At 73.8% G+C, this 14,376-nt stretch carries 13 protein-coding genes; 3 read left to right on the top strand and 10 right to left on the bottom strand.

Annotated features, from left to right (window positions below; genetic code table 11):
• Window positions 1–4: 4 nt before the first annotated feature.
• A complete protein-coding gene (locus ACZ6ZN_RS16630) occupies window positions 5–1,267 on the top strand; it encodes a styrene monooxygenase/indole monooxygenase family protein (RefSeq protein ID WP_469646757.1) in 1,263 nt (420 codons plus the stop codon).
• On the opposite strand, the gene ACZ6ZN_RS16635 is transcribed toward ACZ6ZN_RS16630, so the two are convergent.
• The 9 genes from ACZ6ZN_RS16635 to ACZ6ZN_RS16675 form a co-directional block, all read right to left on the bottom strand.
• Window positions 1,231–2,514, bottom strand: a complete 1,284-nt coding sequence (locus ACZ6ZN_RS16635) for a C40 family peptidase (protein ID WP_469646760.1) — start codon at window positions 2,512–2,514, stop codon at window positions 1,231–1,233. The two genes, ACZ6ZN_RS16630 and ACZ6ZN_RS16635, sit on opposite strands and share 37 nt — an antisense overlap.
• Before the next feature lie 109 nt (window positions 2,515–2,623).
• Window positions 2,624–2,932 carry a hypothetical protein gene (locus ACZ6ZN_RS16640; RefSeq protein WP_398106579.1) on the bottom strand — a complete coding sequence of 103 codons (309 nt, stop codon included), beginning with the start codon at window positions 2,930–2,932 and terminating at the stop codon, window positions 2,624–2,626.
• 10 nt (window positions 2,933–2,942) lie between these two features.
• Window positions 2,943–3,596 (bottom strand): TetR/AcrR family transcriptional regulator, encoded by a 654-nt coding sequence (locus ACZ6ZN_RS16645; RefSeq protein ID WP_451876171.1) that lies wholly within the window; start codon window positions 3,594–3,596, stop codon window positions 2,943–2,945.
• Between the two features lie 249 nt (window positions 3,597–3,845).
• Entirely contained in the window at window positions 3,846–4,784 is a 939-nt protein-coding gene (locus tag ACZ6ZN_RS16650; protein WP_398106577.1) for an AurF N-oxygenase family protein, read from the bottom strand.
• A gap of 127 nt (window positions 4,785–4,911) precedes the next feature.
• Complete coding sequence (locus ACZ6ZN_RS16655; protein ID WP_469646762.1) at window positions 4,912–6,372, bottom strand: penicillin-binding transpeptidase domain-containing protein; 1,461 nt, start codon at window positions 6,370–6,372, stop codon at window positions 4,912–4,914.
• Entirely contained in the window at window positions 6,369–7,733 is a 1,365-nt protein-coding gene (locus tag ACZ6ZN_RS16660; RefSeq protein WP_469646764.1) for an FtsW/RodA/SpoVE family cell cycle protein, read from the bottom strand. Before ACZ6ZN_RS16660 ends, ACZ6ZN_RS16655 begins: the two co-directional genes overlap by 4 nt.
• A gap of 696 nt (window positions 7,734–8,429) precedes the next feature.
• Entirely contained in the window at window positions 8,430–9,734 is a 1,305-nt protein-coding gene (locus ACZ6ZN_RS16665) for an ATP-binding protein (RefSeq protein ID WP_469646766.1), read from the bottom strand.
• A complete protein-coding gene (locus tag ACZ6ZN_RS16670; RefSeq protein WP_469646768.1) occupies window positions 9,731–10,546 on the bottom strand; it encodes a hypothetical protein in 816 nt (271 codons plus the stop codon). Before ACZ6ZN_RS16670 ends, ACZ6ZN_RS16665 begins: the two co-directional genes overlap by 4 nt.
• A gap of 273 nt (window positions 10,547–10,819) precedes the next feature.
• Entirely contained in the window at window positions 10,820–11,338 is a 519-nt protein-coding gene (locus tag ACZ6ZN_RS16675; protein WP_398106572.1) for a protein-tyrosine phosphatase family protein, read from the bottom strand.
• A 157-nt stretch (window positions 11,339–11,495) separates the two neighbouring features.
• Between ACZ6ZN_RS16675 and ACZ6ZN_RS16680 the strand changes: the two genes are divergently transcribed.
• A complete protein-coding gene (locus tag ACZ6ZN_RS16680) occupies window positions 11,496–12,299 on the top strand; it encodes a nuclease-related domain-containing protein (RefSeq protein ID WP_469646770.1) in 804 nt (267 codons plus the stop codon).
• A gap of 53 nt (window positions 12,300–12,352) precedes the next feature.
• Here ACZ6ZN_RS16680 and ligD read toward each other — a convergent pair whose 3' ends face one another.
• On the bottom strand, window positions 12,353–13,234 hold the full coding sequence (gene ligD, locus ACZ6ZN_RS16685; protein WP_469646773.1) for a non-homologous end-joining DNA ligase: 882 nt from the start codon (window positions 13,232–13,234) through the stop codon (window positions 12,353–12,355).
• A 63-nt stretch (window positions 13,235–13,297) separates the two neighbouring features.
• Here ligD and ku point away from each other — a divergent pair, with 63 nt between their 5' ends.
• The gene (gene ku / locus ACZ6ZN_RS16690; protein WP_451876176.1) at window positions 13,298–14,323 is read left to right on the top strand and encodes a non-homologous end joining protein Ku; all 1,026 of its coding nucleotides are present in this window, start codon (window positions 13,298–13,300) and stop codon (window positions 14,321–14,323) included.
• Window positions 14,324–14,376: the final 53 nt, after the last annotated feature.

Genomic DNA, 14,376 nt, shown 5'->3' on the forward strand with positions numbered 1-14,376 from the left:
CCGCATGCGGAAGATACTCGTCGTCGGAGCCGGTCAGTCCGGCCTCCAGATCGCCCTCGGCCTCCAGTCCCAGGGGTACGAGGTCACCCTGATGTCGAACCGGACGGCGGACGAGATCCGCACCGGCCGGGTCATGTCCACGCAGTGCATGTTCCACACCGCGCTGCAGCACGAGCGTGACCTCCAGCTGAACTTCTGGGAGTCCCAGGCCCCGAAGATCGAAGGGCTCGGCGTCTCGGTCGCCGCCCCCGGCTCCTGGGCCGAGGGCGCGGCCGCCCGGGCCATCGACTGGCTGGGCCGGCTCGACGGGTTCGCGCAGTCCGTCGACCAGCGCGTGAAGATGGCCGGCTGGATGGAGACCTTCGCCCAGCGCGGCGGACAGCTCGTCATCCACGGCGCGGCCGTCGGCGACCTCGACTACTTCTCCCGCACCTACGACCTGGTGCTCGTCGCGGCCGGCAAGGGCGAACTGGTGCAGATGTTCGCCCGCGACGCGGAGCGCTCCCCGTACAGCGAGCCGCAGCGCGCGCTCGCCGTCGCCTACGTCCACGGCCTCGGGCCGCGCCCCGAGCACCCCGGCACCGAAGCGGTCCGCTGCAACCTCGTGCCGGGCGTCGGCGAGCTGTTCGTGATGCCCACCCTGACCACCTCCGGCCGCGCCGACATCCTCTTCTGGGAGGGCATACCCGGCGGTCCGCTCGACGTCTTCGCCGGCGTCAAGGACCCCGCGGAGCACCTCTCCCTGACCCTGGAACTCATGGAGCGGTACGTCCCCTGGGAGTACGCGCGGGCCACCAAGGTCGAACTGACCGACGCCGGCGGCACCCTCGCCGGCCGCTACGCCCCGACCGTCCGCAACCCCGTGGGGCGGCTGCCCGGCGGCGGTCTGGTGCTGGGCGTCGCCGACGTGGTGGTGGCGAACGACCCGATCACGGGCCAGGGCTCCAACTCGGCCTCCAAGTGCGCCGCCGCCTACCTCGCCTCGATCGTCGAGCACGGCGACAGGCCGTTCGACGAGGAGTGGATGCGGGCCACCTTCGACCGCTACTGGAACACCGCGCAGCACGTCACCAAGTGGACCAACGCGATGCTCGCGCCGCCGCCGGAGCACATCCTGAACCTCATCGGCGCCGCCGGCGAGATCCAGCCGGTCGCCGACCGCTTCGCCAACGGCTTCGACAACCCGGCCGACTTCGAGAACTTCTTCTACGACCCGGACAAGGCCCAGGCCTACCTGGTCGAGGCGTCGGGCGCGGGCGCCGCGTAGGACCCGTAGCCCTCGTCCGGCCCGTCCGCGGCCCCCTCGGGGAGCTCCGGAGGCTCGTAACGCCGCAGGGGCTTCCCGTCCGGGTCCGGGCGCACGGCGCCCAGGACCGGGTTGGCCGCGATCGGCGACACCTTCACCTCGGCGCCGGGGCGGGGCGCCTGGACGACCATGCCGTCGCCCAGGTACACCGCCACGTGCGTGGCCTCGGGGAAGTAGACCACCAGGTCACCGGGTCGCAGCCGGTTCAGCGGGACGCGCTCCAGCCGCTTCCACTGCTCCTGGCTGGTCCGGGGCACGGCCCTCCCGGCCGCGGCCCAGGCGCGCGAGGTCAGCCCCGAGCAGTCGTAGGACCTCGGGCCCTCCGCGCCCCACTCGTAGGGCTTGCCCAGCTGCCGCACGGCGTAGCGGACGGCCCGGGCGCCCGCCGCGGTCGGACGGCGCACGGCGGCCTTTTCACCGCTGGCCTTCTCGGCACCGGCCTTCCGGCCGTCGCCCTTACGGCCGTCGTGGTTCTTGCCGTCGTCCTCGCCGTCGGTGGCCGCGTCATCGGCGGTGGGCTCGTCCTCGCCGGGCGCGCCGAGGGCCTCGGAGGCCAGGAACTTCCGCTGCGCCTTCGTGATGCCGTCCGCCTCCAGCTCGGCCAGGGCCGTGAGCTGGTCCCGGCTGAGCGAGGTGAGCATCTCCTCCACCTCCGCGAGGCGTGCGCGGACCTCGTCCCGGGCCTTCTTGCGCCGCTCGGTGAGGACGAGCTGCCGGTCCAGTGCCTTGCGGGACGTGCGGGCCAGCGCACGGGCCGTGCGCTCGGCGCCGGTCAGGCGCCCGACCGTGCCGGCGCGCTCCCGCGCCAGCCGGCCGATCACCTGGCCCTGCTCGATCGCGTGCTGCGGGTCGCGGGCCAGGAGCAGGCGTACGTAGGGGGAGAGGTCGGTGCTGCTCTGGTACTGCTGGCGGGCCAGCCGGCCGGCCGCGCTCCGGCTGTCGTACAGGGAGAGCCGCGCGCGGACGAGGGCGCGCTCCAGCCGGGCCGTCTCGGCGCGCTGTGCCTTCAGCTTCTCGTCGGTGGCGTTGAACGCCTCGGTCGCCTTCTCCGTCTCCCGGTACAGCTTCTGAAGATCCGTCAGCAGCTCGGCGACGGAGACGTCCGCGGCCGGTTCCGGCTTGGGGGCCGCGGTGGCGGGGACGGGCGCGAGGGCCGTGGTCGCCGCCGTCGCCGCGACACAGACCAGACGCACGAACCGTGCTGACATGCCATCACCTCCGGGTGCGGGGGCGGCCCTTCGGCCACCGGACACTCGTGAGGATCAGGTGTGCGCGCGGGGAGCGCGCGGCGGGTGTGCGCGGTTCGGCGCAACGGGGTCACCCGTCGGCGTCGTCCGGCTTGCCCGGCGGCGTGGCGTCTGGCCTGTGCGGCTTCGACCACGGCCAGTTCAGCCGGCGGGGCGGCACGCCCTCCGGGGCGTACTCGTACTTCCAGCGGTTCGTCAGGCCGACCTTGCCCGGGCCGCGCGGCACGCGGCGGTAGACCAGGACCGTGGGCGGGCCGCCCGCGGGGTCCGGGACGGGGATGCGGTACGTCTTGGGCGGGTGGCCGGTGATGCCGAGGAGGACGGGCAGGACCCTGCCGTCCATCGGGCCGCCCTCGAAGGGGGTCTCTTCGCTCTTCACGGGATCAGTGTCAGACATCCTCGGCGAGGGCCCGGACCAGGGCGTCGGTCTGCGGGTCGCGCCGGGCGGTCACCGTCAGCACCGCCACGAACTGCTCGACCAGCCAGTCGCGCAGCTCCCCGGCGGGGGGCTGCTTGCCCTCGTCGAGCCACATCAGCGACGACGCCTCCACCGCGGTGATCCACATGCGGACCGTCATGCGCAGGCTCGGCCCGGGACGGGTGGCGCCCAGGTGGCTGAGGATGTGCTCGGCGGCGGTGCGGCGGACGCCGTCGACGATGGACGAGGTGCGCGAGGTCTCCACGACGCTGCCGCCCTGGAGGAGGGCGCTGAAGCCGGTGTCGTGCTCGTCGACGAAGGTGAGGTAGCGGTCCAGGGCCCGGGACAGCCGGGCGAGCAGGGGGCCCTCGCGGGGCTCGTCGAAGCAGTCCTGGAGCTCGTCGGCGGCGGAGCGCAGCGCGGCCTCGTACAGCTGCTGCTTGCCGCCGGGGAAGTAGCGGTACACCAGCGGCCGCGACACCCCGGCCGCCTCGGCCACGTCGTCCAGCGAGACCTCCTCGGGGGCGCGGTGTGCGAAGAGGCCCAGCGCGGACGAGAGCAGCTGACTCCGCCGCTCCTCGACGCTGAGCCGCCGGTAGGCGGGACTGGAGGCGGCTGGTGTCATGTCCAGCAGCGTAATCGGGGCGGCGCCGGCTGCGTAGCGCGGCTGCGGTGGAGGTGCGTGGCGCCTGACCGTGGGTTCGGGGTCGGGGCCGTGTCGGGGGGTGTCCGTCCTCGGAACGGCGCGATGGGGTGGCGTACCGACTCACTGTCCGTCGACGCGCCAACCAGCTGCGGGCGGACACCCCCCGACACGTCCCCTTGCGTACGACGGCGGGTGCGGGGCCTTGTCCTGGCCGGTGCGGTGGGGGGGCTAGGCCAGCAGGCCCGAGGACTTCCAGAGGCGGCGGCCGACGCCCCGCAACACCCCGATGTCGTCCAGGAAGTCCGTCAGGCGCTTGGAGCCGGTCTGCATGACCTCGCGGCGGTGCCCGCTCGCCCGGACCTGCGCGACGGCCTCCCGCTTGTCGAGCCCCACGTTCGTGTAGACCTCGGGGTTCACGAACGCCACCGAGAACACCCGGGCGAACTCGCCGGAGGTGACGCGGGTGAACTCCCGGGACCACCGGGGGGCCGTCACCATCTGGCGGCGCAGTTCCTCCCGGGCGTAGCGGACGTGGCGGGCCTCCTCCACGACGTGGATGCGCGTGACGCCTCGCACCAGGGTCTGGACGCGCTCGTCGGGGAACGTCAGACGCTGCATCCAGTCGAGGACCTCCTCACCGAGGAGGGTGGCCGTGAAGGAGCCGGGGGTGGTGGAGACGGTCTTGAACAGCCGGCCGAGCTGCTGGTGGGCGCGGCTGACCGGGTACCAGGGCGTGTCGCCGCGGGAGATCAGACGGGCGAACATCTTGGAGTGGCGGCACTCGTCCTCGATCTCGGTGAGCGCGTAGCGCACGTGCGCGCTCGTCGCCGCCTTGTCGTAGATGTGCCGGACCAGCAGCTGCATGAGGATGATCTCGAACCAGATGCCGAGGGAGGCGAGCGCCGCCGCCTCGTGCTGGGAGAGCAGGATGCGCTGCTCCTCGCCCATGCGCTTCCACAGCGGGGTGCCGTAGAGCGAGACCAGCTCCGGCGGCCAGAACCACTTGCCCTCCTCGAAGGGCGCGTCCCAGTCCAGCTCCTCGTCCGGGTCGAAGGAGTGCTTGGCGGAGGAGTCGAGCAGCCGCTGGGCCACCTGCTCCCGGTCCTTCAGCAGGCCGAGTGCGTCGCGCAGGCCGTCGAGCGCGTCGGCTTCCGTCAGGGTCGTCATGGCTGCCCACCTCGTTGTGCACACGTCACCGTCCCCACTTATGAGACTGCCTGTCAGCAAGCTCGTCAATCCCCCGTGCACGAGTTGTCGACCCACGGCCGCCGTGTGCGGGGCCGCGGACAGCCGCCTAATGGGACGTGAGGACCGCCTCCATCACCGCCCGGGCGATCGGGGCCGCGTCGCCGCCCCCGCTGATCTCCCGGCGCTCCGCCTCCGCGTCCTCCACGACCACCGCCACCGCCACCCGCGGCTCCAGGTCCCCCTCGCCCTGCGCCCAGGAGATGAACCAGGCGTACGGCATGCCGGAGTTGCGGCGGCCGTGCTGGGCCGTGCCGGTCTTGCCGCCCACCTCCGCGCCGCGGATCGCGGCCCGGCGGCCGGTGCCCTTGTCCACCACCTCCCGCATCAGCGCTCGCAGCCGCACCGCGGTCGAGGGGTACATCGCCTGACGGGCCGCGCGCGAGCCGGCGGTCGCGAGCGTGCCGCCGCCCGGCCGGGTCGTGCGCTCCACCAGGTACGGCTCGCGCACCTGCCCCCCGTTGGCCACCGCCGCCGCGACCATCGCCATCTGCAGCGGCGTGGCCCGGGTGTTGTACTGGCCGATCGACGACAGTCCGAGCTGCGCCCGGTCCAGCGCGGTGTCGAAGGTGGAGCGGGCCACCGCGAACGGGACGCGCAGCGCCGGGTCGTTGAAGCCGAAGTCCTGCGCCGTGGCCGTCATGTCCGCCACCCCCACCTCCACGCCGAGCTTGGCGAACACCGTGTTGCAGGACAGCGTGAACGCCTTGCGCAGGGACGCGTCCCGGCAGCCCTTGGCGGCGTTCGTCAGCCGGGTGCGTGTGCCGGGGAGCGTGTACGGGTCGGGGGAGTCGGTCGGCGCGTCCAGGTCCCTCACCACACCCGCGTCCAGCGCGGCGGCCGCGGTGACGACCTTGAAGGTGGACCCCGGCGGATACGTCTGCCGTACCGCCCGGTTGAGCATCGGCCGGTCCTCGTCCGCGTTCAGCCGCTTCCAGGCCCGGGTCGTACCGGGTCCGTTGCCGGACAGCGGCTGCGGGTCGTAGGACGGGGCCGACACCAGGGCCAGGATCCGGCCGGTGGCGGGTTCGACCGCCGCGACGGCCCCCTTCAGCCCGGTGAGTCCCTTGAACGCCGCCCGCTGCGCGCCCGGATGGAGGGTCGTGACGACGTCCCCGCCGGTGGGCCGCGCCCGCGTGAACTCGTCCCACAGCGGGAACGGCGCGAGCATCGGGTCAGAGCCGGACAGGACGCCGTCCTGGGCGTCCTCCAGCAGCGTCGTCCCGTACAGCTGGGAGGCGAAGCCGGTGACCGGCGCGTACAACGGCCCGTCCGTGTAGGTCCGTTCGAAACGGAGATGCTCCCGCGTGTCCCGGGAGCCGGTGACGGCCCTGCCGCCGACCAGGATGTCCCCGCGCGGCTGTTCGTAACGGGCGATGTCGGGGCGGCGGTTGGCCGGACTGCGGTCGTACTCCGGGGCCCGCACCAGCTGGACCCGGGCCGCGTTCAGCAGCAGGGCCACCAGCAGCAGCGCGCAGAAGAGGCGGGCGTGCCTGATGTACCGGGTCACCGGGTCTCCTGCCCTTCCTGCTGGCGCCGGGCCGAGTCGCTGACCCGGACCAGCAGCGCCACGATCGCCCAGTTGGTCACCACCGACGAGCCGCCCTGCGCCAGGAACGGCATCGCCATGCCGGTCAGCGGGATCAGCCCGGTCACCCCACCCGCGATCACGAACACCTGCAACGCCACGAGCGAGGCAAGACCGACCGCGAGCAGCCGCCCGAAGGGCTCGCGCAGGGCGAGGCCCGCCCGGAAGCCGCGCTCCACGAGCAGGCCGTACAGCAGGAAGATCGCGGACAGGCCGGCCAGGCCCAGCTCCTCACCGGCCGTGGCCAGGATGAAGTCCGACTTCACCGCGAACCCGATGAGGACGGAGTGGCCGAGACCCAGGCCGGTGCCGAGCAGGCCGCCCTCCGCGAAGGCGAACAGGGACTGGGCGAGCTGGTTCGCCCCCTCGCCCGCCTCGACGGAGGCGAAGGGGTGCAGCCACGTCTCGATCCTGCTGTGCACGTGCGGCTCCAGCCGGCCCACCGCGACCGCGCCCAGCCCCGCCAGCAGCAGCCCCAGGGCGATCCAGCCGGTGCGGCCGGTGGCGACGTAGAGGAGGACCACGAACAGGCCGAAGAACAGCAGCGAGGTCCCGAGGTCACGCTCCAGGACCAGCACGCCGACGCTCACCAGCCAGACGGCCACGATCGGCCCGAGGACCCGCCCGGTGGGGAACTGCAACCTCCACAGGCGGCGGCCGGTGTACGCCAGGGCGCTGCGGTTGGCCGCCAGGTACGCCGCGAAGAACACCGCCAGCAGCACCTTCGCGAACTCGCCCGGCTGGATGGAGAACCCGGCGACCCGGATCCAGATGCGGGCGCCGTTCACCGCCGGGAACAGGATCGGCAGTGTGAGCAGCACCAGCGCGGCCACGACGCAGACGTACGTGTAGCGCTGGAGCACGCGGTGGTCGCGCAGGATCAGCACGACCAGGGTGAACAGTGCCACGCCCAGCGTCGACCACACCAGCTGGGCCGGCGCCGCCCGGTCGCCCGGGGTCTCCAGGTCGAGCCGGTAGATCAGCACCAGGCCGAGCCCGTTGAGCAGCACACCGATCGGCAGCAGCAGGGGGTCGGCGTACGGGGCGCGCAGGCGTACGGCCAGATGGGCCACCAGGGCCAGTACGCCCAGCCCGGCGCCGTAACCGGCCGCGCCGGGCGGCAGGGTGCCGTGCCGGGCGAGGCCCACGGCGCAGTAGCCGTAGACCGACAGCAGGACGGCCAGGACGATGAGGGAGAGTTCGACGCCCCGGCGCCGGGGAGGGCGGCGGACGACGACCGCGGGAGGATCCGCCGTCGCCACGGTAATTCCGGCCTTGCTCATGTCCGGAACCTACCCAAACAGTGCGTCTTGTGAGTCTTTGGGTGAGGGAGTGTCAGCGCTGAGGTGGCAGCAGCGGGCCGTCCCACGGTGGCCGGACCGTTCCGCCCGTCGTACGCGGGGGCGGTGAGGGCTGGGTAGGGGCGCAGGGGCATGGGGGAGGGGTACCTCCATGCGGGGGTGAGGGTGGCGAAGCCGACTGAGCGCCACCCTAGGGGCGCCCCTGGCGGACCGCCCTTCAGGCTGGGCCAGGAGAGGGCCTGGCGTCATGGGCGGACCGCCAATCGCACTGGGCCAGGAGAGATCCCGTGGCTGACACCGCGCCAGGGCGGCACATAGCGGGAGCCTCCATGGTGAGTGGGGCGCGTGGCTGTCCCCTGGCTGGAGCCCGCCCGTGGCAAGGAAACCCCACTGCCGGGCTGTCACCCGGGCTGAAGCCCCCTTTCCCACCCGGTGGCAGGCTGGGCCCGTCGTCGTCCCCCGGCCGAAGCCGGTCCCGGCAGGCGCGGCCAGGTGGCCGTCACCCAGGCTAAGCACTCGCCCGCGGCAGGGAAGGCCCGCCGTCGGCCCCCGGCTGAAGCCGGCCGAGGCAGGCACGGCCCGCGATCGTCACCCCAGCCAAAGCCCCCCGGGGGGTGGCAGGCTGGGCCCGCCGCCACCCCCGGCCGAAGCCGCCCCGGCAGGCACGGCCCGCGGTCGTCACTGTGTCGGGAGCCGCAGTGTCGCCACCGCTCCGCCGTCCGGGGCGTGGCCGAACTCCAGTCGCGCGCCGAGCACCTCGGCCTGCCCGGCCGCGATGGTCAGCCCCAGCCCGTGCCCCCGCGTACCGCCCTCCGTGCGGAAGCGCTGCGGGCCGTGCACCACCAGGTAGTCGGGGAAGCCCTCGCCGTGGTCGCGCACGGTCACCACCGGGCCGTCCACCGTCAGGACCACCGGCCCTGCTCCGTGCTGGTGCGCGTTGGCCACGAGATTGCCCAGCACCCGCTCCAGCCGGCGCCGGTCCGTCTCCACGCACACGTCCCGGACGACGCTGACCTCCGTGCCGCCGCCCGCCGCCCGCACCACCCGTTCGGCCAGCGGCCCCAACTGCTCGGTGTCCAGTTCCAGCCGCTCACGGCCGGTGTCCAGCCGGGAGATCTCCAGCAGGTCCTCGGTGAGCGTGCGCAGCGCCGCCACCCGGTCGCGGACCAGTTCCGTCGGCCGGCCGGGCGGCAGCAGTTCGGCCGCCGCGTGCAGTCCGGTCAGCGGCGTGCGCAACTCGTGCGCGACATCGGCCGTGAACCGCTGCTCGGCGAGCAGTTTGCCCTGGAGCGAGGAGGCCATGGAGTCCAGCGCGGCGGCGACCGCGGCCACCTCGTCCTGCGGACGCGGCGGGCCCCCGGCCCGGGCCCGGGCCCGCGGTTCCGTACGGGGATCGTGCACGCGGGCGTCCAGGTCACCCGCGCTGATCCGCCGGGCCACCTGTGCCGTGGTGTGCAGCCGGCGCGTCACCCGCGTCACCGCGAACGCGCCGACCAGCAGCGTCGCACCGATCGCCAGCGCCGAGGACCACAGGATCGCCCGGTCCAGCCCCGCGATCGTGCGGGCCTGCTGCGAGTAGTCCACCGCCACGGCCAGGGCGCGGCCCCCGTCGGCGGGCCCGGCCGCCCACATCGTCGGCCGCCCGTCCCGGTCGGCGACCATCGTGCCCCGGTCCCCGGACGCCGCCAGGTCCCGCAGCTCGCGCGGCAGTCCGCGCGGATCCAGCCCGGCGTCCCGCCGCAGGGCGTCCCCGGCCTCGTACCGCCGCGTCGCGTCCGTGAGCCGCTGCAACGCCTGGTGGCGGGCCTGACCGACGGTCTGGTTCGTCACCTGCACGTGCACCAGGACGCCGAGCAGCGCGGCCAGCGCGCAGCACATCACCGTGATGAAGGCGGCGGCCTTGACGGCGAGCGCCCCGGACCACCGGGGGAGGCCGGACCTTCGGCGAAGTACCGGCCGCCGCAGGAGTGCGGGCCTTCTCATCCGCTGCTCGCGGCGGACGAACCGGAGGGTGCCCCGGCGGCCGAGGGGGACGACGTGGGGGTGGGTGTGGGGGACGCCCGGTGCGGGGGCTTGCGCGAGCCGGTGCGCAGCATCTCGTCGTGCGTGAGGAGCATGGCCCCCTGGTCCCGGTCCCAGGTCCACTGGAGCCGGTACTCGTACCCGGCCACCTCGGAGGGTGAACGGATCACCAAGGAGCGCCCGGCCAGCTCCACGCCGCTGAGCGCGTCCTCCCAGGCCATCACCTGTTCGACCCGGTGCCCGACCACCGTGTAGACGCGCACGGCCGTGGTCTTGCCGGGCAGGAGCCGGAAGCCCAGCACGAGATCGTCGCGCCCGTCCCCGGTCAGGTCCCGGTAGTACGGGCCGAGGACCGGGCAGTCGCCGTGCCCGGCGCCGTCCGCGCAGTCGGCCATCCGGGCCTTCGTGCCGCGGTAGGGGGCCTTGGCGCCGTCGTAGTCACCGGGGTGCGCGGCGATCTCGGCCCGGACGATGCCGACCGGGTCCACCTTGCGGAGGTCGTCGCCGGGGACCCGCACGCCCTTGACGACCTCGGTGTCGACCTCGCCGATCTCGAAGGCCGGACTGGACGCCGGTGTCATCCCCGGCCACAGCCGGACCGGCCCGGCCGCCGTCGGGGTCGCCCCCGCGCCCTCGAGACCACCGGCGTCCCCGCAGCCCACGGCCCCGGCCAGCAGCAGCACGGCGACGGCCGCCGCACGCGCGGGGCGGCCGGGTCGGCACGCGAAAGGGCCGAGGCGGCTGCGGGTACCGGGGCGGCGGCTGGGGGGCACTGCACTCCTGCGGGGGTGGGTGATCACGCGGCTCGGACGCGACCGCCGGCCGCGTACACCTTATTCGCGGGGACGTCCCATTTGCGCGCGAGGGCGGCCGTGAGCCGCAGGCACGGCGACACGGCGATACGGCGGCACACCGCACGTCGCAAGCCAAGCCCTACGCCGCACGCCGTACAGCCGTGGGCACCCCGCACCCCACACCTCGCACGTGCTTCGCACCCCGCACGCCGTATCGCGCACTCGGCCACCTGTGTGTCCGACGGGGCCGCCCTACTCCGCGCCCTGCTGCTCGGTGAGTTCCTCCAGCAGTCGGGCCGTGGCCAGACCGGCCCGCAGGTAGTCGACGAACAGGTCGTTGTGCAGCGCCCAGGGCGAGCGGCGGTCCCGGATCAGCCGGATGGCCGCCTCGGCCGAACTGCCCCGGCGCATCAGCACGTGCGCGACCACCAGCCCCGAGCGGTTGTAGCCGTGGAAGCAGCGGACCAGGACCCTGCGGCCGTCGTCCAGCGCCTCGCACGCGGCCTCGGCCAGCCGCATCACCCCGGCCAGCTGGGTGCCGTCCAGCGGCCCGTCCGGGATCGGCCAGACCTGGTGCCGCACGCCCGGATCGGGGCCGTGGCCGGGCAGCCGCAGCAGCGTCTGCACCAGGTCGAACTCGTCCCGTACGACGGCGAACTCCCGGTGGCCGGAGCCGCCGGCGTACTCGTGGCCGCCCATCCACAGACCGGGGACCACCTCGCTCCACGCGTTCTGCGGAGCCGGAACATCGGGTTTTCCGCGGGTACGCACCGACGCCTCCCACCTCACCGCCCGGGGGCCCGCCCCGCTGACCAGGCGCGGTGCCTTCCCGCGCCCCGTCGCCGGACGGGCCCAACTCCTTCCCAAGGTAACCGGGTTCTTGCCCCCGCAGCACCCCGCCTGTTCCCATGGTCGGGGGTGATGGTGCATGCGAGGACTGCGCGTCATACCGACCTGGAGGCACGGCCGGCAGCTGCTCTACGTCTGCCTCCCGGACGGCGGCAACGTCGCCTGGTACGACCGTGAGGCCGCCCGGGTCAGCCTGCTCGCCGAGGACCGCGAGGACGAGGTCCTGCGCGTTCTCCAGCCCTTCCTCACCGGCCCCGTGGCGGTCGGCCCGCCCCCGGTGCCGACCCCGGCCGAACTCGCCCGCCTCGCCCTCCACCCGGACGACGACCTCGCCCCCAACCGTCCCGGCGAGGCCCTTGTCGTCGCCCTGGACCGGGACCCCGGGCCGGCCCACCGGCTGCGGCCCGACCCCCGCCGCCGCGCCCTGGCCGCCGAGCAGACGGTGGGCGACGCCCTGGACGCCCTCGACGGGGCGGGCTGGCACGCCCTGCACTCCGTACCACTGCCGGGCGGCGACCGCGTCCACCACCTTCTGATCGGCCCCGGCGGCCTGTACGCCGTGCACACGCTGTACGCCCGCCGGCAGCGCGTCCGGGTCTCCGACCCGCTCGTGGCGCTGGGCCGCCACGACCCCGAACCCCTGCTGCGCCGCGTCCGCTCCGACGCCGCCCGCGCCTCCTACGCCCTGACCGCGGAGGTCCGCCCGGTCCTCGTCCTGGTGGGCCCGGCGGCCGTGTCGGTCCCGGTCCCGCCGCGCGGGCTGCGGGTCCTGGCGGACGGCGACCTGCCGGACCTGTCCCGCCAGGGCGGCGTCCTCAAGCCGGCGGACGTGGAGGCCCTGCACGCCATGGCCCGCGACCGGAACACCTGGGCGCGGGTCTGACGGGTGTGAGGTGACGGCACGGCGCACCGGCCCCGTTGCCGGCCGGGGCGTCTCTACGGCAACGCCCCGGCCCGCTCCGGGTCCAGCAGCGGCGCGAGCAGGTCCCCGAAGTCCTGCACCCGGGGCGGTACGTCCCCTGCCCGGAGGTCCAGCCGCCCGGGCGCCCGGCACTCCTCGACCTCCTCCCAGGTCACCGGCGCCGAGACGGTCGGCTCGGGGCGGGCCCGCAGGGTGTAGGGCGCCGCGGTCGTCTTGCGGGCGGCGTTCTGGCTCCAGTCGACGAACACCTTCCCGGGCCGCAGACTGCGCGTCATCCGGTGCAGGGCCAGGCGCGGCATGGCCTTCTCCGCCTCCACGGCGAGGGCCTTGGCGTACTCCGAGACCTGCTCGGAGGACGCCCCCCGCACCGCCGTGAGCAGGTGCAGCCCCTTCGAGCCGGAGGTCTTCGCGTACGTCTCGAAGCCGTCCCGCGCGAGCCGCTCGCGCAGCCACAGCGCGACCTCACAGCACTGCACCACGGTCGCCGGCGCCCCCGGGTCGAGGTCGAAGACGATCCGGTCGGCCTCGTCCGGCGAGCCGACGAGCCACTGGTGCGTGTGGAACTCGGTCACCAGGTTCGCCGCCCACATCAGGCTCGGCAGGTCCTGCACCAGGACCATCCGCGACGGCCCCTCGACCCGGGGCACCTCGGCGGTGGTGACCCACTCGGGCGTACCCGGCGGCACGTTCTTCGCGAAGAACCGCTGCCCGTCCGGCCCGTCCGGATACCGCAGGAAGGACACCGCCCGGTCGTGCAGGTGGGGCAGCAGGACCTCGGCGACGGTGGCGTAGTAGTGCAGCACCTCGCCCTTGGTGAAACCGGTGGCGGGATACAGCACCTTCTCCAGGTTGCTCAGCGCGAGCCGTCGCCCCTCCACCACTGTCATAGGCGCCATACGATAAGAATCCCACGCAAACCGTGACAAACACTCCCGAGCGTGACCGGAAGGGTGCTGCACGTGAGATCCATCTGGAACGGCGCCATCTCCTTCGGCCTGGTCAGCATTCCGATCAAGCTGGTGAACGCCACCGAGAACCACTCGATCTCGTTCCGCCAGATCCACAGCGAGGACGGCGGCCGCATCCGCTACCGCAAGTTCTGCGAACTGGAGGACCGCGAGGTCACCCAGGGGGAGATCGGCAAGGGGTACGAGGACGCGGACGGCACGATCATCCCGATCACCGAGGAGGACCTCTCCAGCCTGCCGCTGCCGACGGCCAAGACGATCGAGATCGTCGCCTTCGTCCCGGCCGACCGGATCGACCCGCTCCAGATGGACGCCGCGTACTACCTCCAGGCCGGCGGAGCCCCGGCGGCGAAGCCGTACACCCTGCTGCGCGAGGCCCTCAAGCGCAGCAACCGGGTGGCGATCGCCAAGTACGCCCTGCGCGGCCGGGAACGCCTCGGCATGCTCCGGGTCGTCGGCGACGCCATCGCCATGCACGGCCTGCTCTGGCCGGACGAGGTGCGCGCCCCCGAGGGCGTGGCCCCCGACGCCGACGTCACCGTCCGCGACCAGGAGCTGGACCTCGCCGACGCGCTGATGGACACCCTGGGCGAGGTCGACCTGGAGGACCTGCACGACGAGTACCGCGAGGCCGTGGAGGAGGTCATCGCCGCGAAGGTCGCCGGCGAGGCCCCGCCGCAGGCCCCGGAGCCGGCCACCGGGGGCAAGGTCCTGGACCTGATGGCGGCCCTGGAGAACAGTGTCCGCGCCGCCCGCGAGTCCCGCGGAGAGGAGGCCGGCGACCACGCCGAGGTCAAGCCGCTCCCGGCCCGCAAGACGTCCCGCGCGGCGCCCAAGCAGACCGGCGGCAAGAAGTCGACGTCCACCGCGAAGAAGACGGCGGCGAAGAAGACGGCGGCCTCGTCCGCCAAGAAGTCCACCGCGAAGTCGACGCAGAGTGCGAAGAAGACGACGGCCAAGAGCACGGCGAAGAAGACCCCGGCGAAGAAGTCGACCCCGCGCAAGCGCTCGGCCTGAACGGCCGGGGCAGGGGTACCCCGCCGGGAAGAGACCGGGCCCGCGGAGGCCGG

The organism is Streptomyces sp. NPDC053665, assembly GCF_055585285.1.

What these genes read in the sequence shown, in the direction of transcription:
- ACZ6ZN_RS16630 (WP_469646757.1), top strand. Translation starts at nt 5, where the DNA reads ATGCGGAAGATACTCGTCGTCGGAGCCGGTCAGTCCGGCCTCCAGATC.
- ACZ6ZN_RS16635 (WP_469646760.1), bottom strand. Translation starts at nt 2,514, where the DNA reads ATGTCAGCACGGTTCGTGCGTCTGGTCTGTGTCGCGGCGACGGCGGCG.
- ACZ6ZN_RS16645 (WP_451876171.1), bottom strand. Translation starts at nt 3,596, where the DNA reads ATGACACCAGCCGCCTCCAGTCCCGCCTACCGGCGGCTCAGCGTCGAG.
- ACZ6ZN_RS16650 (WP_398106577.1), bottom strand. Translation starts at nt 4,784, where the DNA reads ATGACGACCCTGACGGAAGCCGACGCGCTCGACGGCCTGCGCGACGCA.
- ACZ6ZN_RS16660 (WP_469646764.1), bottom strand. Translation starts at nt 7,733, where the DNA reads ATGAGCAAGGCCGGAATTACCGTGGCGACGGCGGATCCTCCCGCGGTC.
- ACZ6ZN_RS16665 (WP_469646766.1), bottom strand. Translation starts at nt 9,734, where the DNA reads ATGAGAAGGCCCGCACTCCTGCGGCGGCCGGTACTTCGCCGAAGGTCC.
- ACZ6ZN_RS16680 (WP_469646770.1), top strand. Translation starts at nt 11,496, where the DNA reads ATGCGAGGACTGCGCGTCATACCGACCTGGAGGCACGGCCGGCAGCTG.
- ligD (WP_469646773.1), bottom strand. Translation starts at nt 13,234, where the DNA reads ATGGCGCCTATGACAGTGGTGGAGGGGCGACGGCTCGCGCTGAGCAAC.